The sequence below is a fragment of the Haloglomus litoreum genome (assembly GCF_029338515.1).
Taxonomy (GTDB): Archaea; Halobacteriota; Halobacteria; order Halobacteriales; family Haloarculaceae; genus Haloglomus; species Haloglomus litoreum.
The window spans coordinates 2,649,134-2,671,227 of the sequence record NZ_CP119988.1; the positions used below are offsets into that span (position 1 = coordinate 2,649,134).

At 69.0% G+C, this 22,094-nt stretch carries 20 protein-coding genes and 1 tRNA gene; 12 read left to right on the forward strand and 9 right to left on the reverse strand.

The annotated features are described in order from the left end of the window. The first annotated feature begins 96 nt into the window (after positions 1 to 96). Positions 97 to 1,488 carry a DNA double-strand break repair protein Mre11 gene (gene mre11, locus P2T62_RS13150; protein WP_276257534.1) on the forward strand — a complete coding sequence of 464 codons (1,392 nt, stop codon included), beginning with the start codon at positions 97 to 99 and terminating at the stop codon, positions 1,486 to 1,488. After that, the gene (gene rad50 / locus P2T62_RS13155) at positions 1,485 to 4,226 is read left to right on the forward strand and encodes a DNA double-strand break repair ATPase Rad50 (protein ID WP_276257535.1); all 2,742 of its coding nucleotides are present in this window, start codon (positions 1,485 to 1,487) and stop codon (positions 4,224 to 4,226) included. Before mre11 ends, rad50 begins: the two co-directional genes overlap by 4 nt. 89 nt (positions 4,227 to 4,315) lie before the next feature. Here rad50 and P2T62_RS13160 read toward each other — a convergent pair whose 3' ends face one another. The 3 genes from P2T62_RS13160 to P2T62_RS13170 all read right to left on the reverse strand — a co-directional run bounded on the left by P2T62_RS13160 (position 4,316) and on the right by P2T62_RS13170 (position 5,464). Continuing rightward, positions 4,316 to 4,744: a DUF7346 family protein gene (locus P2T62_RS13160; RefSeq protein ID WP_276257536.1), complete on the reverse strand. Its 429-nt coding sequence runs from the start codon at positions 4,742 to 4,744 to the stop codon at positions 4,316 to 4,318. Positions 4,745 to 4,833: 89 nt separating this feature from the next. Next, positions 4,834 to 5,241, reverse strand: coding sequence for a DUF7322 domain-containing protein (locus P2T62_RS13165; RefSeq protein WP_276257537.1), 408 nt, complete (start codon positions 5,239 to 5,241; stop codon positions 4,834 to 4,836). A gap of 46 nt (positions 5,242 to 5,287) precedes the next feature. After that, complete coding sequence (locus P2T62_RS13170) at positions 5,288 to 5,464, reverse strand: DUF7331 family protein (protein ID WP_276257538.1); 177 nt, start codon at positions 5,462 to 5,464, stop codon at positions 5,288 to 5,290. A 195-nt stretch (positions 5,465 to 5,659) separates the two neighbouring features. On the opposite strand from P2T62_RS13170, the gene P2T62_RS13175 reads away from it, so the two are divergent. The 4 genes from P2T62_RS13175 (at position 5,660) to sufD (ending at position 12,375) form a co-directional block, all read left to right on the forward strand. Next, positions 5,660 to 8,488 carry a DNA-directed DNA polymerase gene (locus P2T62_RS13175; protein ID WP_276257539.1) on the forward strand — a complete coding sequence of 943 codons (2,829 nt, stop codon included), beginning with the start codon at positions 5,660 to 5,662 and terminating at the stop codon, positions 8,486 to 8,488. Between the two features lie 263 nt (positions 8,489 to 8,751). Next, positions 8,752 to 9,666, forward strand: coding sequence for an ABC transporter ATP-binding protein (locus tag P2T62_RS13180; protein ID WP_276257540.1), 915 nt, complete (start codon positions 8,752 to 8,754; stop codon positions 9,664 to 9,666). A 62-nt stretch (positions 9,667 to 9,728) separates the two neighbouring features. Beyond that, the gene (gene sufB, locus P2T62_RS13185; RefSeq protein ID WP_276257541.1) at positions 9,729 to 11,159 is read left to right on the forward strand and encodes a Fe-S cluster assembly protein SufB; all 1,431 of its coding nucleotides are present in this window, start codon (positions 9,729 to 9,731) and stop codon (positions 11,157 to 11,159) included. Position 11,160: 1 nt separating this feature from the next. Further along, complete coding sequence (gene sufD / locus P2T62_RS13190; protein WP_276257542.1) at positions 11,161 to 12,375, forward strand: Fe-S cluster assembly protein SufD; 1,215 nt, start codon at positions 11,161 to 11,163, stop codon at positions 12,373 to 12,375. A gap of 260 nt (positions 12,376 to 12,635) precedes the next feature. Here the strand turns inward: sufD and P2T62_RS13195 are convergent, their stop codons facing one another. After that, entirely contained in the window at positions 12,636 to 13,091 is a 456-nt protein-coding gene (locus P2T62_RS13195) for a DUF7992 family protein (RefSeq protein WP_276257543.1), read from the reverse strand. 130 nt (positions 13,092 to 13,221) lie between these two features. On the opposite strand from P2T62_RS13195, the gene P2T62_RS13200 reads away from it, so the two are divergent. Then, positions 13,222 to 13,638 (forward strand): DUF8146 domain-containing protein, encoded by a 417-nt coding sequence (locus P2T62_RS13200; protein ID WP_276257544.1) that lies wholly within the window; start codon positions 13,222 to 13,224, stop codon positions 13,636 to 13,638. Between the two features lie 33 nt (positions 13,639 to 13,671). Here P2T62_RS13200 and P2T62_RS13205 read toward each other — a convergent pair whose 3' ends face one another. Continuing rightward, positions 13,672 to 13,908 carry a hypothetical protein gene (locus tag P2T62_RS13205; RefSeq protein WP_276257545.1) on the reverse strand — a complete coding sequence of 79 codons (237 nt, stop codon included), beginning with the start codon at positions 13,906 to 13,908 and terminating at the stop codon, positions 13,672 to 13,674. A gap of 96 nt (positions 13,909 to 14,004) precedes the next feature. Next, on the reverse strand, positions 14,005 to 14,490 hold the full coding sequence (locus P2T62_RS13210) for a DUF309 domain-containing protein (protein ID WP_276257546.1): 486 nt from the start codon (positions 14,488 to 14,490) through the stop codon (positions 14,005 to 14,007). Positions 14,491 to 14,799: 309 nt separating this feature from the next. Here P2T62_RS13210 and P2T62_RS13215 point away from each other — a divergent pair, with 309 nt between their 5' ends. Then, complete coding sequence (locus P2T62_RS13215; RefSeq protein ID WP_276257547.1) at positions 14,800 to 14,994, forward strand: hypothetical protein; 195 nt, start codon at positions 14,800 to 14,802, stop codon at positions 14,992 to 14,994. Positions 14,995 to 15,016: 22 nt separating this feature from the next. Here the strand turns inward: P2T62_RS13215 and P2T62_RS13220 are convergent, their stop codons facing one another. Beyond that, positions 15,017 to 15,481 carry a hypothetical protein gene (locus tag P2T62_RS13220; RefSeq protein WP_276257548.1) on the reverse strand — a complete coding sequence of 155 codons (465 nt, stop codon included), beginning with the start codon at positions 15,479 to 15,481 and terminating at the stop codon, positions 15,017 to 15,019. A gap of 109 nt (positions 15,482 to 15,590) precedes the next feature. On the opposite strand from P2T62_RS13220, the gene P2T62_RS13225 reads away from it, so the two are divergent. The 3 genes from P2T62_RS13225 to P2T62_RS13235 all read left to right on the forward strand — a co-directional run bounded on the left by P2T62_RS13225 (position 15,591) and on the right by P2T62_RS13235 (position 18,759). Continuing rightward, a tRNA-Leu gene (locus P2T62_RS13225) sits at positions 15,591 to 15,674 on the forward strand. A 369-nt stretch (positions 15,675 to 16,043) separates the two neighbouring features. Further along, entirely contained in the window at positions 16,044 to 16,877 is an 834-nt protein-coding gene (locus P2T62_RS13230; protein ID WP_276257549.1) for an inositol monophosphatase family protein, read from the forward strand. 79 nt (positions 16,878 to 16,956) lie between these two features. Then, the gene (locus P2T62_RS13235; RefSeq protein WP_276257550.1) at positions 16,957 to 18,759 is read left to right on the forward strand and encodes a thrombospondin type 3 repeat-containing protein; all 1,803 of its coding nucleotides are present in this window, start codon (positions 16,957 to 16,959) and stop codon (positions 18,757 to 18,759) included. 97 nt (positions 18,760 to 18,856) lie between these two features. Here the strand turns inward: P2T62_RS13235 and P2T62_RS13240 are convergent, their stop codons facing one another. Together P2T62_RS13240 and P2T62_RS13245 are read right to left on the reverse strand one after the other, a co-directional pair. After that, positions 18,857 to 19,864 carry a YndJ family transporter gene (locus P2T62_RS13240; RefSeq protein WP_276257551.1) on the reverse strand — a complete coding sequence of 336 codons (1,008 nt, stop codon included), beginning with the start codon at positions 19,862 to 19,864 and terminating at the stop codon, positions 18,857 to 18,859. After that, positions 19,861 to 20,781: an NAD(P)H-binding protein gene (locus P2T62_RS13245; protein ID WP_276257552.1), complete on the reverse strand. Its 921-nt coding sequence runs from the start codon at positions 20,779 to 20,781 to the stop codon at positions 19,861 to 19,863. The genes P2T62_RS13240 and P2T62_RS13245 overlap by 4 nt, the downstream gene beginning before the upstream one ends. Positions 20,782 to 20,896: 115 nt before the next feature. Between P2T62_RS13245 and P2T62_RS13250 the strand changes: the two genes are divergently transcribed. Further along, positions 20,897 to 22,072: a DUF63 family protein gene (locus P2T62_RS13250; protein WP_276257553.1), complete on the forward strand. Its 1,176-nt coding sequence runs from the start codon at positions 20,897 to 20,899 to the stop codon at positions 22,070 to 22,072. The last annotated feature ends 22 nt before the right edge of the window (positions 22,073 to 22,094 follow it).

The following is a 22,094-nucleotide window of genomic DNA, read 5'->3' on the forward strand; positions in this document are numbered from 1 at the left end:
GCACCTGACGGAAGCCTTCGGCGGTTCCCGGCAGGGAGATTCCACTTCCACCGAGCCCGCGACACGTTCTTACGGGGACCCGACCAACCCGGGCGCATGACGCGGTTGCTCCACACGGGGGACACTCATCTCGGCTACCGGCAGTACAACGAGCCGGCACGCCGCCAGGACTTCCTGGACGCCTTCCGGCAGGTCGTCGAGGACGCCATCGAGGCGGACGTGGACGCGGTCATCCACGCGGGGGACCTGTTCCACGACCGCCGGCCCGAGCTGGTCGACCTGATGGGGACCATCGGCGTCCTCCGGCGGCTCGACGACGCCGGTATCCCCTTCCTCGCGGTCGTCGGGAACCACGAGACGAAACGCGATGCGCAGTGGCTCGACCTGTTCGCCTCGCTGGGCTACGCCGAGCGCCTGGGTGACGAGCCCCGGGTGGTGGGTGACGTGGCGGTGTACGGCCTGGATTTCGTGCCACGCTCCCGGCGCGAGGACCTCGACTACACCTTTGCCGACCACGATGCCGAGCACGCGGCGCTGGTCACGCACGGCCTGTTCCAGCCGTTCGACCACGGCGACTGGGACGCCCGCGAGGTGCTGGCCGAGGCCTCCGTCGACTTCGACGCGATGCTGCTGGGCGACAACCACGCTCCCGGGCAGGAGCGACTGGAACCCGACGAGGGCGGCGGGAACGGGGGTGACAGCGCCGACGGGGGTGACGGCGTGGACGCCTGGGTCACGTACTGCGGGTCGACCGAGCGCGCGAGCGCGGACGAGCGCGAGGACCGGGGCTACAACCTCGTCACCTTCGACGGCGCGGGCGCCGACGGCGTCCAGATCACCCGGCGCTCGCTCCCGACGCGCGAGTTCCGGTTCATCGACGTGGAGCTGCAGGCGGACGAGGGCGTCGAGCGGGTGAACGAGCAGGTGACACAGTACGACCTGAGCGACGCCGTCGCGGTCGTGACCATCACGGGCGAGGGCGAGCGGGTCGCCCCGGCACAGGTCGAGGAGCGGATGAACGAGCAGGGCGCACTCGTCGCGCGGGTGAACGACCGCCGCGAGTTCGAGGCTGCCGGCGAGGCGGTCGAGGTGTCGTTCGCGGACCCGGACGAGGCCGTCCGCGAGCGCGTGCGCGAACTCGGGCTGAGCGGCGCCGCCCGGACGCTGGACGAGACGGTCCGGGAGAGCAAGACGCCGGACTCGCGGGTCGCCGACGACGTGGAACAGCGTGTGCGCGAACTCGTCGAGGACGGCGACGAGTCGGCCTTCAGGCCCGCGCCGGACGTCTCGGAGACGACAGCCGAGCAGACCGGGACCGCGGCCGAGAAACTCGCCGGGGACGGCGGCGACGCGGGGACCGAGTCCGGAGACGAGGACGGGGCGGAGCCCGAGACCGGGCAGGAGGCCTCCGGCGCGACGGGGACGACCGAGGGGGACGCCGAGGCGACCGACGACGATGGCCAGGGCTCGCTGGGTGATTTCGCGTGAGGTTCCGCCGCGTCGTCCTGGAGAACTTCAAGTGCTACGCCGACGCCGACCTCACCCTCGATCCCGGCGTGACCGTCGTCCACGGCGTGAACGGAAGCGGGAAGTCCTCGCTGCTCGAAGCGTGCTTCTTCGCGCTGTACGGCCACCGGGCGCTGGACGCCAACCTGGACGAGGTCGTCACGACCGGCGCCGACGAGGCGACGGTCGAACTCTGGTTCGCGCACGGGGGCGCCGACTACCACGTCGAGCGCCGCGTCAAGCTCCGGGGTGGCGGCGCGACCAACGACAAGTGCGTGCTGGAGACGCCCGAGGGGCCCATCGAGGGCGTCAAGGACGTCCGGGCGTACGTGACCGACCTCCTGCGGATGGACACGGACGCGTTCGTCAACTGCGCGTACGTCCGGCAGGGGGAGGTGAACAAGCTCATCAACGCGGACCCGTCGACCCGCCAGGACATGATCGACGACCTCCTGCAACTCGGGACGCTGGAGGAGTACCGCGAGCGGGCGTCGGACGCGCGGGTGGGCGTCAAGCGCGTCCGCGACGGGCGACGGGAGGTCCTGCGGGACGTGGAATCGCAGATCGAGGAGAAGGAGGACCGGGACCTCCACGAGCGGCTGAACGGGCTGAAGGGCGACCTCTCCGAGGTGAGCGCCGAGATCGACGATCTCGAGGCCCAGCGCGAGACGGCCGTCGAGACCCGCGACCAGGCCCGGGAGATCATCGAGAACCACGAGGCCAGGCGCGAGGAGATCGCGGAACTGGCCGACGACATCGAGGAGCTCGAATCCGAGATCGCGTCGGCCGAGCAGGAACGCGAGGAGGCCGCCGAGCGCGTCTCCGAGCTGACGACGGCCGCGGAGGAACACCGCGAAGCCGCCCGGGACGCGGCCCGTACGGCCGTCGACACGGCCCAGGAGGACGACGACCCCGATATCCGGGTCGATGTCACGCCGGGGAACCCGGACCCCGCGTCGCTGGATGCGGCGGTCGCGGAACTCGAGGCCCGCATCGAGGATGTCGACGACCGCATCCAGGAGCGGCTACTCGAGAAACAGGAGCACGCGAGCGACGCGGAGACCGCCCGGGAGCGGGCCGGGGAACTCACGACCGAGGCCGAGGCGAAGCGCGAGCAGGCCGACGAACTGGAGTCGGAGCTGGAGGCCGCTCGCGAGACGGTCGCCGAGCAGCGCGAGCGCATCGACGACCTGGACGAGCGCATCGACGACCTCCGGGCCGTCTTTGACGACGCCCCATGCGACCCCGACGGGGCCGACGCGCTGGTCGAGCGACGCCGCGAGCGGGTCGCGGAGGCGCGCGAGCGGGTCACATCGCTGGAGGGGGACCTGCAGCACGCCCGCGAGCGGGTCGCGGAGGCCGAGGAGCTACTCGCCGAGGGGAAGTGCCCCGAGTGCGGCCAGGCGGTCGAGGACTCGCCGCACGTCGAACGCGTCGACGAGGACCGCGAGCGGGTCGCTGACCTGGAGGACGAGCTCGCCGCGGCCCGCGAGACCGTCGCGGAGCGCGAGGACGCGCTCGACGCGGCCGAGACGCTCGCCGAACGGGCCGACGAACTGGAGCAGGTGCGGAGCGACCGCGAGAGCGCCCGGGAACTCCTCACGGAGCGCGAGCAGGGGCTCGACGACGACGAGGAGCGGATCGACGACCTCCGCGAGCGGGCCGCGGAGCTCGCGGACGAAGCCGAGGCGAAGCGCGAGGCCGCGGCCACGGCCGACGAGCGGGCCGAGGCCGCGAAGGCCGCCATCGGCGAGCTGAACGGCGAGAAGGCGACGCTGAAGCAGCGCCGGACACGGCTGGAGGAGGCGGCCGACGCACTCGACGAGGCCGCGGACCTCGAGAACGAGGTCGAGCGCCTGCGCGAGCGGCGCGAGTCACTCGCCAGCGAGAACGACCTCCGGCGGGACTCGCTGGCCGAGAAGCGGGACCGGAAGACCGAACTCGAGGCCGAGTTCGACGAGGAGCGCGTCGAGCACGCCGAGGACGAACTGGAGCGGGCCGAGCAGTACATCGAGCAGGTCGACGGGCGTCTGGCGGACCTGCGCGAGCGGCGTGACGACCTGCAGGGCGCCATCGGCGCGACGGAGAACGAGATCGAGGCACTGGAGGAGCTGCGCGAGCGACGCGGCGACCTCGCCGCAACCGTCGAGAACCTCGATTCGCTGTACGAGGAGGCCGAGCAGCTGGAGTCGATGTACGCCGACCTGCGGGCCGAACTCCGCCAGCAGAACGTCGAGAAGCTCGAGCGGCTGCTGAACGAGACGTTCGACCTCGTCTACACGAACGACGCCTACTCGCACATCGAGCTGGACGGCTCCTACGAGCTGACCGTCTTCCAGAAGGACGACGAGCCGCTCGAACCCGAGCAGCTGTCGGGCGGCGAGCGCGCGCTGTTCAACCTCTCGCTCCGGTGTGCCATCTACCGGTTGCTCGCCGAGGGCATCGAGGGGACCGCACCGATGCCGCCGCTCATCCTCGACGAGCCGACCGTCTTCCTCGACTCGGGCCACGTCTCGAAGCTGGTCGACCTCGTCGAGTCGATGCGGGAGCTCGGCGTCGAGCAGATCCTCGTGGTGAGCCACGACGAGGAACTGGTCGGCGCGGCCGACGACCTCGTCCGGGTCGAGAAGGACCCGACCAGCAACCGCTCGCGCGTCGAACGGACGAACGCCGTCGAGGCAGGCGCGCTGGAGTCACAGGTGGCCGAGGGCGACGACTGATATGTCGTGACACCAACCATTCAATTATAAATGATTTCAGAAACATATATTCGATATTAAATGATAATCGATTCGATAGAGATGATATTCTACACCGTATCGCCGCGGAGCCGGGCGAGCCCCTCGCTCGCGAGGGCGGTGGTCTCGTAGCCGCGTTCGCCCGCGACCTCGGCCTCGGCGAGGAGGCCGGCGGCGCGGAACTCCCCGAGGAGTCCGTGGAGATCGGACTCGCAGAGGTCCGTCCGGTCCAGCAGTGTCCGGACCCCGGTCGGACCACGGTCCTCCAGCGTGAGGAGGAGTCCCAGCGCGCGGTCGTTGTGGGTGGCTCGCAGGACCCGTCGGACCGGTTCGGGTACCGCCTCGGCGGCGAGTTCGAGGCCCGACGCCTCGACCGCCGTGAGTTCCTCGTTCGGGCGGTACGCCTCGCTGCCGGTGATGGGGTCGCGGACCAGGCTGGACTCGCCGGACCGCTTCACGAGCAGGTAGCGCCGGCCATCGTCGTCCTCGACGGGCTGCACACGCTCCCCTATCGGGCGGACGGGCGTGAGGATTGCGGTGCGGACGGGGCGGACGCCGTGAGGCAGCCCGGGTCGGCAGTCACCGCGGGTCAGTCGTCGGCAGGCGGCCGGTCTTCGGTCTCCGCCTCCGCATCGGACTCGTCGGCATCTGCGCCGTCGTCGTAGTCCGTCGACTGGACCTCCCGGTACTTCCAGCCGGCGTAGGCCAGGGCGGCGACGCCGAGCAGGAAGACCGCGCCGCCCTCCCGGACCTGGCCGCGGAAGACGACCAGCATCAGGCCGAGGCTGGCGGCGAACAGGCCGAGGTTGATGGTGGCGACCAGTCCCCAGAACGCCCGGAACAGCCCCTCCGGCACGTTGCTCTCGTCCGGGATGTCGGGCGCGAGGTCGGACTCCGGGTCCGACTCCGCACCCTCACCGTCGTACCGGTGGAGGTACTTCTCCCCGGGGTTGGTGGGCTCGTCGGGTTCGTCCGGCCACGGGTCGCCGTCGCTCACGCCTCGGTCCAGGTGGTGCGACCGCAAAAGGGTTTCTCGGCGCGGCTCAGGCCATCTCCTCGAGTACGCGGGCGTTGTCCGCCTGGATCCAGGCGAGCGGGTTCTCGGCGTCGTAGAGCACCACGCCCGAGTCCGTCTCGTAGGCCTCTGTCGTGGCGACAGCGTCGGCCTCGCTCTCGGGGCTATCCCACTCCGAATCGACGTCAGCGTCGGGGTCAGGCATGGTGGTTGTACCCGGATATGGGAAGGATTGACACACATATATCCCTTGTGGGCATTTTCGGAGCGTGAACCCGACCCCGATAGCCGGATGGAACGGGAATCCGTCGGCGGGAGCGACCCCCAGAGAACCGTCGGACAGACCCCGGGCCGTCGCCCGATACGTGCCTTTTTCACCCCGTACGACGGAACGCCGACAATGGCCGAGGACTCCCAGCAATCGCTGACCGACTTCGGGAGCGCCGGCGCGGACGACGACGGGAGCCCGGACGAGGGGACCGAGGCGGAGATCGCCGAGGCGGTAGCCGGGAACGGCGGCGGTGACAGCACGGCGGTCGTGGACATGGCCGAGCGGCGCTACCCCGACGCCGAGGGGACGACCACGCTGGCCGTGACGCAGGTCGACTACACCGTGGAGGGCCACGGTGACGAGGAGCGACCCGTCCTCCACGTGTTCGGACGGAACGCCGAGCGCGAGTCGGTCCACGTCCGGGTCCACGAGTTCGAGCCGTACTTCTACGCGCCACTCTCGAACTTCGTGACCGACGCGGCGGCCGCCGAGATGGACCCGAGCGAGTGGACCGAGGACGACCTCGACCCGATGCAGGACCCCGAACAGCAGTTCGACCGGCTGACCGGGCGCCACCTCACCGACGCCGACGGGGAGCCGTTCGAGAGCATCCGTGGCGAACGCCTGCTGAAGATCACCGGACAGACGCCGCGGGACGTGGGGCAGCTGCGCGACCGGTTCGACCACTACGAGGCGGACATCCTCTTCCCGAACCGGCTACTCATCGATCGCGACATCCGGTCTGGCGTGCGGGTCCCCATCCGGCGGGAGGAGGACGGCGACGGGGCACCCGACGGAGCCGGGGACGGCGACGTCCCCATCGACGTCCACCACAGCGAACTCGAACCCGTGGAGATGGATGTCGAGCCGCGCGTCTGCACCTTCGACATCGAGGTCGACGACCGTCGGGGCTTCCCCGAGGACGGTGAGGAGCCCATCGTCTGTCTCACCTCGCACGACTCCTACGACGACGAGTACGTCGTCTGGCTCTACACCGCGCCCGAGGGCATCGAGGGACCGGACGCGCTGCCGGGGTACGAGCCCATCGAGGACGACCTCGACGTCGAGGTGCGGTCGTTCGAGCGCGAGGAGACGATGCTGGCCGAGTTCGTCGACTACATCCGCGAGACGGACCCGGACGTGCTGACGGGCTGGAACTTCACGGACTTCGACGCCCCCTACCTGCTGGACCGCATCGAGGAGCTGGCCACGCCCGAGAACGGCCTCGCCATCGACCCGACCTCGCGCGTCAACGAGGTCTGGCGCTCGGACTGGCAGGGCCCCAACGTGAAGGGTCGCGTCGTCTTCGACCTGCTGTACGCCTACAAGCGCACGCAGTTCACGGAACTGGACTCCTACCGGCTCGATGCAGTGGGAGAGACCGAACTCGACGTGGGGAAGGAGCGCTACGCCGGCGACATCGGCGACCTCTGGGAGGAGGACCCCGAGCGCCTGCTGGAGTACAACCTCCGGGACGTGGAGCTGTGTGTCGAACTCGACCGCAAGCAGGAGATCGTCCCGTTCTGGCAGGAGGTCGCCTCCTTCGTGGGCTGCAAGCTGGAGGACGCCACCACGCCCGGCGACGCCGTGGACATGTACATCCTCCACGAGGTGTTCGGCGACTTCGTCCTGCCCTCGAAGGGGACCGTCGACGCCGAGGACTACGAGGGCGGCGCCGTCTTCGACCCCATCACGGGCGTCAAGGAGAACGTCAGCGTGCTGGACCTGAAGAGCCTGTACCCGATGTCGATGGTGACCATCAACGCGTCACCCGAGACGAAGGTCGGGCCGGACTACGACGGCGAGACCTACCGCGCCCCCAACGGGACGCTGTTCCGCAAGGAGCCGGACGGCATCATCCGGACGATGGTCGACGACCTGCTGACCGAGCGCGAGGAGAAGAAGGTCCTCCGAAACGACCACGAACCCGGAACCGACCCGTACGAGCAGTACGACCGGCAGCAACAAGCTGTCAAGGTTATTATGAATTCTTTATATGGGGTACTTGGATGGGACCGGTTCCGGCTCTACGACAAGGAGATGGGAGCCGCTGTAACAGCTACAGGCCGGGATGTAATTCGGTATACGGAGAGGGTCGTCTCCGAGATGGATTATCAGATCGTCTACGGAGACACCGACTCGGTCATGTTGGAACTCGGACAGGACGTTTCGACCGAGGAGGCCATCGAGCAGTCGTTCGAGATCGAGGAGCGCGTCAACGAGTCGTACGACGAGTTCGCCCGCGAAGACTTGAACGCAGAGGAGCACCGCTTCCAGATCGAGTTCGAGAAGCTCTACCGTCGGTTCTTCCAGGCGGGCAAGAAGAAGCGCTACGCCGGCCACATCGTCTGGAAGGAGGGCAAGGACGTCGACGATATCGACATCACGGGGTTCGAGTACAAGCGCTCGGACATCGCGCCCGTCACGAAGCGGGTGCAGCACCGCGTCATCGAGATGATCGTCACCGGCGCGGACCTGGAGGACGTGCGCACGTACGTCCACGAGGAGATCGACTCGTTCAAAGCCGGCAACGTGGACTACGACGACATCGGCATCCCCGGCGGCATCGGGAAGAAACTCGACGCCTACGACACTGCAACCGCGCAGGTCCGCGGCGCGAAGTACGCGAACCTGCTGCTGGGGACGAACTTCGGGCGCGGGTCGAAACCCAAGCGGCTCTACCTCGAGAACGTGGACGCCTCGTTCTTCGAGCGGATGGAAGAGGAAGAGGGGCTGGACCCGCATGCGGACCCACTGTACGGCGAGTTCAAGCGGGACCCGGACGTCATCTGCTTCGAGTTCGCCGACCAGGTGCCCGAGGAGTTCCACGTCGACTACGAGAAGATGCTGGAGAAGACGCTGAAGGGGCCCATCGCCCGCATCCTCGAGGCGCTGGACATCTCCTGGCAGGAGGTCGAAAGTGGGCAGGAACAGACCGGACTCGGGTCGTTCATGTAAGTCAGAAAAATATACTTCAGACGCCCAAATACAATATTTCGATATATAAGCCATATTCTACACAGTTATCGGACCCATACACGAATCACACCCATTCGAACGAGCTGGTTACTGGCCTGGAGCGCACACCAGCCAGACAGGGAATCGTGACACGGGATTTCACAGACCGAAGATTTCGTTTTCGATTCGCGAACCCTGACGTGGAAACCCGAAACCATTATGCACGTCACACCCCGAGTTTTGGTCGACCGAAGGTACTCATCATGGCAACGCTAGAACTCAAGAACCTGCACGCGGAGGTCGCCGAGGAGGGTGGGGAGACCATCCTCCGCGGTGTCGACCTCGAGGTATCGTCCGGCGAGATCCACGCCCTGATGGGCCCGAACGGCTCCGGGAAGTCCACCACGGCGAAGATCGTCGCCGGCCACCCCTCGTACGAGGTGACCGAGGGCGAGGTCCTGCTCCACCTGGAGGAGGGCGACTTCGGTGACGATTTCGACATCCCGGAGGACAAGCGCACCTGGGACCTGCTCGACCTGGAGCCCAACGAGCGCGCCGCGCTCGGTATCTTCCTGGGCTTCCAGTACCCGGCGGAGATCGAGGGCGTCACGATGGTCAACTTCCTCCGGACCGCGCTCAACGCGAAACTCGAGGAGCGCGAGGAGCTGTTCGAGGACGAGGAGGCGGCCGCCGACGAGGACGAGGAGGACGAGGGGTACGACACCTCCCCGATGGAGGGCCCCGCCGACGAGGGCGAGGTCGGCGTCGCGGAGTTCCAGGAGCTGCTGGCCGAGAAGATGGAGCAGCTGGACATGGACGAGCGGTTCGCCCAGCGCTATCTGAACGCGGGGTTCTCCGGCGGCGAGAAGAAGCAGAACGAGGTCCTGCAGGCAGCCATCCTGGAGCCGTCCATCGCGGTGCTGGACGAGATCGACTCCGGACTGGACATCGACCGCCTCCAGGACGTCTCGAAGGGGATCAACGCGCTCCGTGACGAGCAGGGCACCGGCATCCTGCAGATCACCCACTACCAGCGCATCCTCGACTACGTCGAGCCCGACCACGTCCACATCATGCTGGACGGACAGGTCGTCAAGAGCGGCGACGCCTCCCTGGCCGAGCAGCTCGAGGACGAGGGCTACGACTGGGTCCGCGAGGAAGTATTCGAGACGGCGTAACTTCGGATGGTTACGCACAGGCTAATGAGTACACAGACGTAAACGACAGACACACCGAAATCATGAGTTCAGATCAAGACCACCTGAAGGAGACGGACACCGAGGCCCGCTTCGAGTTCAAGAAGGAGGAGGCCTCGGCGTTCAAATCCGAGAAGGGCCTGACCGAGGAGACCATCCGCGTCATCTCGGAGGACAAGGACGAGCCCGAGTGGATGCTGGAGCGGCGCCTGCGTGCGCTGCGCCAGTTCCAGGAGATGCCGATGCCGACCGACTGGCCCGGCCAGCCAGACCTCTCGGAGGTCGACATCGACGAGATCGTCCCGTACATCCGCCCCGACATCGACACGCGCGGCGGCGTCGACGACTGGGAGGACCTCCCCGAGGACATCAAGGACACGTTCGACAAGCTGGGCATCCCGGAGGCCGAGAAGAACGCGCTCTCCGGTGTCGGCGCCCAGTACGAGTCCGAGATCGTCTACCAGAACATGCAGGAGCGCTGGGAGGAGAAGGGTGTCATCTTCATGGACATGGACCGCGCGGTCCAGGAGCACCCCGAGATCGTCAAGGAGCACTTCATGACGAAGTGCGTGCCGCCGAGCGACAACAAGTTCGCCGCGCTCCACGGCGCCATCTGGTCCGGCGGCTCGTTCGTCTACGTCCCCGAGGACACGACGGTCAACATGCCGGTCCAGGCGTACTTCCGGATGAACTCGGAGGGGATGGGCCAGTTCGAGCACACGCTCATCATCGCCGAGGAGAACTCCGAGGTCCACTACATCGAGGGCTGCTCGGCCCCGAAGTACTCCTCGTTCAACCTCCACAGCGGGGGCGTCGAGGTGTTCGTCAACGAGGGCGCCCACGTCCAGTACTCGACCGTCCAGAACTGGTCGAAGAACACGTACAACCTGAACACGAAGCGCGCCATCGCCGAGAAGGACGCCACGATGGAGTGGGTCTCCGGCTCGATGGGCTCGAAGGCGACGATGCTGTACCCGTCGACCATCCTCAAGGGTCCCGGCGCGACGGACAACCACATCACCATCGCGTTCGCGGGCGAGGGGCAGGACATCGACACCGGCGCGAAGGTCTACCACAACGCGCCGAACACGAAGTCCACCATCGAGTCCAAATCCATCGCGAAGGACGGCGGCCGCACCAACTACCGCGGCCTCGTCCACATCTCGGACGGCGCGGAGAACTCCAGCACGAGCGTGGAGTGTGACGCGCTGATGTTCGACAACGAGTCCACCTCGGACACGATGCCGTACATGGAGATCGAGGAGTCGAAGGTGGACGTGGCCCACGAGGCGACGGTCGGCAAGATCGGCGACGAGGACGTGTTCTACCTCCAGTCGCGTGGCCTCGACGACGACGACGCCAAGCAGATGATCGTCGCCGGCTTCATCGAGCCCATCACGGAGGAACTGCCCATCGAGTACGCGGTCGAACTCAACCGCCTCATCGAGCTCGAGATGGAGGGGTCGCTGGGCTAAGATGTCGGTGCAACTCGAGACCATCAGCGAGGAGACGGTCCGACAGCTGAGCGAGGAGCGCGACGAGCCCGAGTGGCTCCTCGAGCAGCGGCTCGACGCCCTGGAGGCGCTCGACGACCTGCCGTTCCCGGACGTCATCCAGACACCCGGCCGCAAGTGGACGGACCTGGCAGACCTCGACTACGAGTCGATGGTCGATCCGTTCTCCCAGACCGAGGAGAAGGAGTGGGAGGCCGACGAGGGCATCGACGTCCTCCCGTTCCACGAGGCCGTCGAGGCCGAGGAGTCCCTGGTTCGGGACGCCTTCGGCTCCGTCGTCGACCCGGAGACGAACTACCTGACCGCGCTGTCGACGGCGCTGTTCACCACGGGGACGGTCATCTACGTTCCGGAGGGCGTCGACGCCGAGGACGTGACCATCCGGACGACGATGAACGGCCGGTCGCTGTTCAACTACACCCTGGTCGTCACCGAGAAATCGTCGTCGGTGACCATCCTGGAGCGCCAGGAGACGGGCGAGGACCTCGACGGGTCGCGCTACTACTCCGGGCTGACCGAGATCGTCGGCGGCGAGAACGCCTACGTCCAGTACGGCAGCCTGCAGGACCTCGACCAGACGACGTACAACTACCAGCTGAAGGAGGCCGAGGTCGACACCTACGGCACGGTCGACTTCATCGACGTGAACATCGGCTCGCGCCTGACGAAGGCCTCCGTCGAGACGCACCTGAACGGTGACTCCTCGGAGACGAAGATGGTCGGGGCCTTCTACGGCCACGACGACCAGCACTTCGACATCGACGCACGCGTCTGGCACAACGCCGAGCACACGACCGCCGACCTCGTCACGCGCGGGGTCATCGACGACCGCGCGCGCTCGGTGTACGAGGGCGTCCAGAACGTCGGCCGCGAGGCCTGGGACACCAGTAGCTACCAGCGCGAGAACACGCTGATGCTGAGCGACGAGTCCGAGGCCGACGCCTCGCCGAAGCTCATCATCAACAACCACGACACCGAGGCCAGCCACTCCGCGACGGTCGGACAGGTCGACCAGCAGGACCTGTTCTACATGACCTCGCGCGGCGTGAACGAGCGTCTGGCGAAGAACATGCTCGTCGAGGGGTTCTACGTCCCCGTCCTCGAGGAGATCGAGGTCGAGGAACTCCGCGAGGAGCTCACCGAGCGGGTGCGCGAACGGCTCCGGCAGCGGGAGTAACAGCGGCTCCGGACAGCCCGCTTTCGACTGCGTTCTTGACGATTTTATATGTGCTCGACATATCACATTTACCCAGCACTCAGTAGACATATTCACTTCCCAGACGGTTTACGCGCGCCGAAGGCGCGCGTTTCACCGGCACGAGGCCGCGAAGCGGCCGAGTGCCGGCATTTTTTCTGAACGTTTTTTGCGACGAGCGGTACCCGCAGACCGGCGGCTTCGCCGCCGGTCAAGTGGCACCCGAGTCGTCAAAAAAGCTCTTAGAAGTCCGGCAGGTCCTCGGGCGGCTCGTAGTCCGCCTCCCAGTCGATGTACTCCTCCTTGAGGGTCTCGCAGACGATCTGGCCGAGCTCCGTGAGCCCGGCGTTGATCGCCGAGACGGTGCCCCAGGAGTCGAGTTCGGGGTGGAGGTCACGGACCTTCCAGTCCTCCGGCAGCCCGGGCGCGTGGTAGCCGACGCGGTCGGCGAAGTCGTCCCAGAAGAAGTCGAAGCGCGACGGCAGGTCGAGGTCGATCGCGATCTGCCAGTCGTCCTCGTCCATCTCGGCGTGCTCGGCCCACTCGGCGAACGCCTCCTCCCAGGCTCCGTCCTCGAGGAAGGCCTGGAGTTCCTCGCGGCGGTAGTCGTCGCCCTGGACCTCGGCGTCGTCGTAGTCGTCCGGGTCCAGGTTCGGCTCCAGTTCCGGCGGCGCCGGTGGCTCGACGTCGAGTCCCATGGCCGGGGGTTGGACGTGCCGGGCGATAAAGCCGCGGCCAGGGGGTGCGCCCACCGGCCCCGCCGGGGCCATCCGGATGACGCGTGTCTGACGAACGTTGAAGTAGGACGAGCGACGAAACATGGGCACGATGGGCAACAAGAACAAGACCATCTCGTTCAGGGTCAACGAGGAGTCGTTCGAGGCCCTGCAGAGCATCGCCGAGGAGCGCGACATCTCGCTCTCGGCGGTCTTCCGGGACTACGTCGAGATGCTCGTTGCCCACGACGGACAGGTCCAGGTCGTCCCCGAGCACCAGCTCGACGACTCGACCACCTCGCCAGCCGAGTCCTTCCCGCCGAAGGTCGAGGTGCCCAAATCGTTCGTCCGCGAGCACGAGCGCCTCGAACTCGAGTCCGAGCACCTCCGCGAGCAGCTCGACGAGTACAAGAAGTACGTCACGAAGCTCTCGCAGAAGCTCGAGGAGGAGGAGAGCGAGGAGGTCATCCACCTCGACGACCTCGATGCCGGCGAGGAAGAGGAGGAGCCGTCGTTCCGCCTCGGCTGACACGGCGTTCTCGGTTCTGGTTCTCCCGGACGCTCACTCGCCAGTGGCGTCCGTCTCCCCGGCGGTGCCGCTCGAACCCGTCCGGGCGCGGACGAGCGTCACCAGGTACGCCACGACGACGATGCCCACCGCCGGGGTGGCCACCGTGAGAAGCAGGCTCTCGGTGGCGAGCCACACACCCCCCGCGAGATACGGGTAACAGAGGAGCACGAGGATGTACCACTGTCGCCGTTCGATACGGTCGAGCTTCCGCTGGAGGGCCTCGTCCATACGCGGCGGTCTGCCGGGTGAGGCGCATAAATCTTCCTCCGGAAGCCGGTCCGCCGATGACTCTCGGGCGCTCGGAGGCCCGCCGCCGCGACCGGGTCAGTGCTCCAGCGACTCGGCGTATGCGAAGTCCGCCTCGCCGGCCGCCTCCTCGTGACCGTCGAGGGTGATACGCCACCCGTGGAGGACCGCCGGGTCCTCGAGCGCGTTCGTCAGGACGGTCCGCACGTCGAGCACGTCGACGCCGTAGAAGTCCCGGGGGACGCCATGGAGGTACTGGAGCGCCGTGCGGAAGAGACTCCGCATGCCGTCGTCGTCCTCGAAGTCGAAGTGCTTGTACGCGCCGGCGGCGACCTGCACCATCCCGTGGAGGAACTTGCTCTCGATGGAGCCGCGCCCGTAGTTGTACCACTCGTCCTCGAAGCAGTCGTGTGAGTCGTGGAACTCACCCGAATTGTAGAGACGCACCCCGTGTTCGGTCGCGCGCCGCAGGGTGGCGTGCTCCCAGCGGCCGTCATCGCGCCACCCCGCCGGGTCGCCGCGGGCCGGCGGCCCCACGGTCGGGTCGCGGGTGTGGTCGTCCATACGGTGTCGTTCCGCCGCGAGGGTCGTAACGCCGTCGGTCAGGCGGGGCGCAACGACCGCCCGGCCGCCAGCGTCGGACCAGTCCGGTCGCGCCCGGTCAGGCGCGCCGTCAGAAGACGTTCTCCCTGCAGAACGGACACCGGGTCCCGTTCACGCTCCGGTTGACCTGCGAATCACACTCTGGACAGCGACTGATGACCCCCCGAGATTCCATACCGGCCCATGAGACACCTGAGTTAAATATTTTGGCCACTCCGGTCGCGTCCGGGTGGCCGAAGATTCTTGCCATGTGCCCCGTAACCACGGCACATGGACGTTGACGCGGCGAGCGAGACGGTCGACTGCGAGCGATGCGGTGATGCCGTCGAGGTCGGCGTCCCCGGCGGTGAGCGGTGTGCGGACTGTGGCGCGTACTACTGTCACCTCTGCGTCGACGACCTCGCGAGCCAGCAGCTGCTGGACGAACCCGAGTGCCCGTCCTGCGAGGTCCGGCTGGTCGCCTGAGCCGGGGGCGGGGACGCCGGGCTCAGAGGTCGCGCGCGATGTCGCGGAGTCGGTTGACCCGCTCGGAGCGGTCCCTGATGTCCTCCGGGTCGCAGACATCGGCCAGGCGACTCGACCGGACGAGTTCCCGCAACGGCTCCAGTGACCGGTCCGGCACCTCCACGGATTCGAGGTAGGTTGCGGTCCGTTCGAGGTCGGCACTCGAGGGCCTGCGCCCACCGTCGGCGCCGCCCAGCCGCCACGCGAGGTCTCGCTCGTCGTCGCCCCCGCGCTCCGGGAGCGTCGCGCCGCCGGCGAGGACGAACGCCTTCGCCAGCAGGAACGGGACCACGTCGGGTTGCTCGTAGCCGAGGTCGTCGACCAGCAGCGAGACGACGCGGTCCGAGAGCTCGAGGCGGCGTCGGCTGTTCCCGACGGCGATCTCGAGGAGAAGGTCGTCGCGGGCCTCCGGCTCGGGGTCCCGGTAGAGGTGTGGCGGCTTGGTCATACGCCGACCAGGGGTGGCAGCGATTTCAGCGGCCCGATTCAGAGCGTGCGGCCAGCGCCGGCGGCCTCCGCAACGGTTTTGGCCGCCAGCACCGGATTCACCGCTGCGCGCGGGGGTAGCCAAGCCTGGAAACGGCGGCGGACTCAAGATCCGCTCCTGTAGAGGTCCACGGGTTCGAATCCCGTCCCCCGCACGTCCAACGTGCGGAAGGCCGCCTCGGAGCGGTCTTCCCCCGCATCACTCACACCTCCGCCAGCGACAGCCACCCAGGCCTGGAAACGGCGGCGGACGCAAGATCCGCTCCTGTAGAGTTCTCGTGAGTGTCGCCGGAGGCGACCGAACGAGAGCCCGGAAGTCGCAGGCCCGCGCAGCGAGCGAAGCGAGCGAGCAGGAACGCCTTCCGGTGGTCCACGGGTTCGAATCCCGTCCCCCGCACGTCCAACGTGCGGAAGGCCGCCTCGGAGCGGTCTTCCCCCGCATCACTCACACCTCCGCCAGCGACGAGCGGCGGCCACGTCCCGCGGAACGCCGGAGCTATGGGGCGCTCGCTCCACGCCCGGATGTGACCGACAAGTCGAGCGACGAGCAGGGGCTGTCCGGGCGGGCGCGGGCGGCCGACGCGGCGGCGCGGGCCGGCGCGGCGGTGGCCGCAGAGGCGTTCCGGACGGACATCGCGGTGGAGGCGAAGACGAACGCGACGGACTTCGTGACCGAGGCCGACCGGGACGCCCAGGCGGCCGTGGTCACGGCGCTCCGCGAGCGCGGGTTCGAGGGTCCGGTCGTGGGCGAGGAGGAGGCCGACGAGGTGGTCGACGCGGTGCCGGAGACGGGGCCGGCGTGGGTCGTCGACCCCATCGACGGGACCAACAACTTCGTCCGGGGGGTCCCGGTCTGGACGACCAGCGTCGCGGCCGTCGTCGACGGGGCGGCCGTCGCGGGGGCGAGCGCGGCCCCCATGCTGGAGGACGTCTTCGTCGCCGATGGGACCGCCGCGTGGCTCAACGACCAGCCCATGGCGGTGAGCGAGCGGACCGACCCCGCCGAGTTCGCCGTGGCGCCGACGCTGTGGTGGGGCCACGACCGGCGCGCGGAGTTCGCCGCCGCCTGCCGCGAGATCGTCGAGCGGTTCGACGACCTCCGGCGGTTCGGCACCGTCCAGTACAGCCTCGCCGCGGTGGCGATGGGAGCGCTCGAGGGTGCCATCACGAACGTCCGCGGGGCTCCGTGGGACACGGTGGCCGGCGCACACCTCGTCGAGCGGGCTGGCGGGACCGTCACGGACATCCACGGCGAGCCGTGGCGCCACGACGCACAGGGGCTGGTCGCCTCGAACGGCGAGGCCCACGACGAGGTGCTCGCGGCCGCCCGGGCCATCGAGGCCGAGCGCCCGGACTGACGGCGGACGCCAGGCCGACGCAGGGAGCCCGGGCCCGGTGGCCAGAAGCGCTATACGCTGCAGGGGTCGACTGGGGGGCATGCGAAGGCTGCCGGCCGTCGTCCTCGCGTGTTGCATCCTCCTCGCGACGGGCGGCGCTCCGGCGGCAGCGACAGTCTCGAACGCGTCCGACGTGGCCACAGGTGGTGCAGCGGCCACCGGCAACGCGGCTGCCGCGAGCCGGCCCGCCGACGGGACCGTACGCCACATCATCCGGCTGGCCGACCCCGGGTCCGTCGAGGTCGAACTCGGCGTGGGCGTCACGGAGCCGACCACCGAGTTCCGGGTCACGCTCCCCGCCGATGCCGAGGTGACCGCCACGGACGGGTTCGACCGGGTCGATACGAGTACCTACGAGTGGGACGGCCGGACCGACGGGCCCACGGTGACCTACCGGGCGCCGGTCAACCGGACGGTCGGCGACAGCATCCGGTTCGCCGCCACCGATGGCTGGGCGCTGGTCGACATGACGGACCTCGACGTCGCCTTCTCCTGGCGGAGCCTCGGCCCGACGAGCTACGACCGACGGTTCGCCGTCCCGGACGGCTACGGGGGCCGCTCGATGGCCTACCTCGGGGAGTACCGACTGGCGAACGCCTCGGCCGCCGGCCAGCAGTTCACCGTCGTCCACCCGACAGTCGTCTCGACGAACGCGAGCGCGGCGGCGTACGCGGAGACGCTGGCAGGGGTCGCCGACGACATCAGGGTCGGGGCTCGCGACCCGACAGTCACGGCGTTCATCGCGCCGCCGCCCATCGGCGCCGACGGCGGCGAGGGCGGTGTCGGCGGCCTGGCGACGAGCGCGGACATGTGGGTCGCCGCGGACGCGGCCACGATGGCTGGACCGGACGGGACGCGAGTGAGCGAGCCCATCTTCGTCCACGAGTACGTCCACACGCGGCAGAACTACAGCCTCGCGGCCGACATGGCCTGGTTCACGGAGTCGAGCGCGTTCTACTACATGACGGTGACACCCCACCAGCGCGGCACCATCACGGAGCGCCGCTTCGACCGCCGATTCCGGGTGGCCGACCGCTCCCGGGACGCCACCCTCACGGGGACGACGGCAGCGCAGTACCGCGCGTGGGCCACGAAGGGGCCCCGGACCCTGGCCGCACTCGACCGGCGCATCCGCACCGCGACGAACGGCTCGCGCAGCCTGCAGGACGTCTTCCGGCGGGTGAACGAACACGAGGGGAACGTCACGTACGCGGAGTTCCGGTCGATGGTCGCCGCGACCGCGGTCGAGCCCCAGGACGAGTGGCTCGACCGCCACGTCGACGGTCCGGCGCTCGCACCCAGGCCCGACCCGGACGCCTACCCCGGTCCGGGTGTGACCGTCGACCCGGGCGCCGCGGAGTGGCGTCGGGGCGACGAGTGGGTCTCGCTCTCCGAGACGCCGCTCCCAGCGGGCATCCCGCTGGAGGTTCGACATCCCGAGGCCGGCGTCGTCGTCCGACCGGCGGACGCGACGGCGGCCGTGAACGTCACCGGCGGTGACCCGGCCACCGTGCGGTTGCCCGCCGGGGAGGCCGGCCTGCGCGTCGAGACGTTCTACGGCCGGCAGCCGACGGTCCTCACCGTCACGACGAGCGAGGACGTGGACGGCGACGGTGTCACTAATGCCGCGGAACTGGAGCAGGGGAGCGACCCGTACGACGCGAGCAGTTCGACGGCGACGCCGGAACCGGGGCCGCTCGACGGGGGCGGAGACGGGGACGGGGCCGGGACCGACGAGGGGCCCGCCCTCGGTGACGGCCCCGGGTTCGGGCTCACCACCGCGCTGGCTGCGGGGGCCGCCCTCCTGACCTGGCTCGTCGGCCGCTCACGATGGCGAGACTGACGAAATAAATTCATATCGCAGAAATTCCCACTCTAATTTGCCATATAATTCAGAAATTTCTCCATTATAGAATATATCCCTCACGGGGTCGGCCCGGTCAGTCCAGCAGGCGGAACGCGAGCAGCGCCGGCACCGCGAAGCCGAAGGCGTTGAGCGCGCCGTGCCAGCGGATCATCGTGCCGATGCCGACCAGCGCCTCGGCCGGCCGGAACGCCGAGTAGCCGTAGGCCAGCGCGAGCGCCATGGAGGCGAACAGCGTACAGCAGGCGACCGCGAGCAGCACCCCGGGCAACCGGGGGAGTCGGGGAATCGCTCGGCGGAGCGCGAGCCCCGCGAAGACCACGACGGCGACGGTGAACAGCGCCACGGCGACGACCTCCAGCAGCGGCGAGAACGTGATGCCGACCGCGATGAGCGCGATGTTGCCGACCAGCACCAGCAGCGCCGCGACCCCCACCCGACCCGCGACCCCCTCGAAGCCGTCGCCGTCGGCCAGCACGCGCGCCAGCAGCCCGACGGCCAGCGGGAGGACGAACCCGGCGTAGTGGTAGTGGACCGCCGTCAGCAGGACGATTATGGGCTCGAAGCGCAGGAAGACGCCGGCGCGGTGGAGGACCAGTGCGACGGCGCCGACCGGGACGTACAGGCACGCGGCGCTCACCGCGAGTTCGGGGAGCGAGATGGTGCCTGCATCCCGAAGGCGGACGACGCCCACGACGGCGATGGCGCCGGTGACGGCGAGCCAGGGCAGGGCCAGCGCCACCGACGCTGCCGACCCGACCGGGAGCGCGAGCCCCGCCAGCGCCGCCAGCGCGGCCGGCAGGGACGCGACGGCGGCGGCCCGGGCGGCAGCCACGGCGATCCGCGAGTCCGGGACGCCGACGAGGCCGAGGCCCAGCGGGACGAGGACCAGGACCGCCAGCGCGACGAACCGGTCGACCGGCGAGAGCGGGACGGCATCGGCCGTCGCCGCGACCAGCGCGGCCAGCCAGACCACGGCACCGGCGGCGGCGTTCAGGTCCGTCAGTCGGTAGCCGGCGAGCCGGAGCCGCTCGGTCTCTGGAGTGACCTGCCCCTCGGCCCGACCGTATCCGGGCGCACTCACCGCCCACCACCGCCGGTCGTCGCGGCCGGCCGTCGTGGTCCCGTCCCGTCGCCGGGTCGCTCCCGGAGGTAGTCGCCGAGTGTGCGGAGCGAGGTCTCCGCCCGGCCGAACGCGGTCACGTCGTTGTCGGCGACCGTGTTGTCGAGCGTCGTGGCCCGGTACTGGTCCAGCCCCACCGGAGCAGCGGGAATCCGGTCCAGCAGGGCAGCGCCGGCGCGTGCGACGGGCATCGGTACCGGGACCACGAGCGGGTCGTCGGCGACCATCGCGAGGACGGCCGCGAGCGTGAGCCGTTCCGGGCCGCCGAGCCGGTACGTCGCGCCGACGTGAGCCTCACCGGCCACACCCCCGGCGACCATCGGTGCCAGGTCGCCGACCCACATCGGCTGCAGGGGCGTCCGTCCGCCGCCGGGGAGCGGGACGACGCCGAACCGGGCCAGGCGTTCGAGGAACGGCAGGAAGGCACAGCCGTCGCCGAACACCACGGACGGGCGGTAGATGACCCAGTCCAGCGAGGACTCGCGGACGGCCCGCTCGGCGCGGCGCTTCGCCCGGAAGTAGGCCGTCTCGACGCCGGCGTCGACGCCGAGGCCGGAGAGCTGGACGAAGCGGTCGACACCGGCGGCCTCGCTCGCCCGGAGCAGGTGCCGCGTGCCGCCGAGGTGGACCGACTCGTGGCTCGCACGCGGCTTGACGTGCGAGGGGAGCGCCACCAGGTTGACGACGGCGTCGTGGCCGGCGACCAGCCCCCGGAGGTCGTCGTCGGTCACGTCGGCGCGGGCCCGGCGGACACCGTCGGGGAGCGAGACGGCGTCCGGCGAGCGCGAGGCGGCCGTCACCCGGTGGCCGCGGTCGTCCAGCACACGGCAGACCGACCGGCCGAGGAAGCCGGTTCCGCCGGGGACGAGGACATCCATACGCGTGCCGCGGGCGGGGTCGGGGAAAATACCCGCCCAAGGCACCATGGGAGTCGGTGCGTCGTCCGGGCACAGGTCCGGAACCCTCAAACATCGGGGGCGCCGGACTCCGGACATGGCCGCGACCGAGCGGTTCGACATCGATATCAGCCCGGAGCGGGCGTGGCTCGCGACGCTCGCGGCGGCGGTCGTCGCGTTCGCCGCGGGCGCCGTCGCCCTTCCCCGCCTCGTCTGGGACCGCTTCCTCTGGCACTACTTCTGGGGCCCCGTCTTCGCCGACGCGCAGGGGGCCCGCTGTGCCGTGATGACCGACGCCGGACCGGAACTCGTCTTCCAGGAGAGCGCGTGTGACGCCGCTCGCGCCGCGGGCGACATCGTCGCGGAGCCGGGCTACACGCTCGTCTCGGAGGCCGGCTACGCCATCACGCTCATCTTCTTCCTCATCGGGGTCCTCTACCTGCTGCGCTACCTCGAGGTCGGCGAGCGGCTGGACCTGTTCTTCGCGCTGACCCCGTTCATGTTCTTCGGCGGCGCGCTCCGGGTCGTCGAGGACGCCAACAACGCCGCGCTGGAGGCGGGCATCGAGACGTTCCTCTCGTACCCGCTGAACACGCTCATCATCAGCCCGATCATCTACTTCACCGTCTTCGCGGTGACGCTCGCGGCGCTCGTCGTGGGGGTCGTGCTGGACCGGCGCGGGACCGTCGAACGCTACCACCGGTTCGTCTTCGCCGTCGGAACGGTGGCACTGCTGGTCACTGCGGGCTTCCTGTTCTGGTTCGTCCCGACACAGGTCGCCCCCTCCCCCCGAACCCCCGGCGTCGGGGTCTACCCGCTGATGACGCTGGTGACGCTCGGGCTCTCGGTGGTCCTCTCGCTCGCCATCTACCTGGGAGCCGAGCGCTACGCACCCGTGGTCAACGAGGGGACCGGCCTCGCGGGACTCGTCGTCATCTTCGGCCACGCGGTCGACGGCGTGGCGAACGTCCTCTCGGCGGACTGGCTCGACTACATCGGCGTCCCCGTCGAGTACGGCTCGAAACACCCCATCAACCGCATCATCGTCGACGTCACGCAGGGGGTCCAGCCCGACTGGCTCTCGGCCGCCATCGGGACCTCGTGGCCGTTCCTCGTCGTCAAGCTCGTCGCCGCGACCGCCGTCGTCTACGTCTTCGATCGGCGCATCTTCGAGGAGAGCCCCCGGTACGCCGTCCTCCTGCTCGTGGCCATCCTCGCGGTCGGGCTGGGGCCGGGGAGCCGGGATATGCTGCGCGCGACGTTCGGTATCTGAAGGCTCGGTCCGTCTCGCCGCC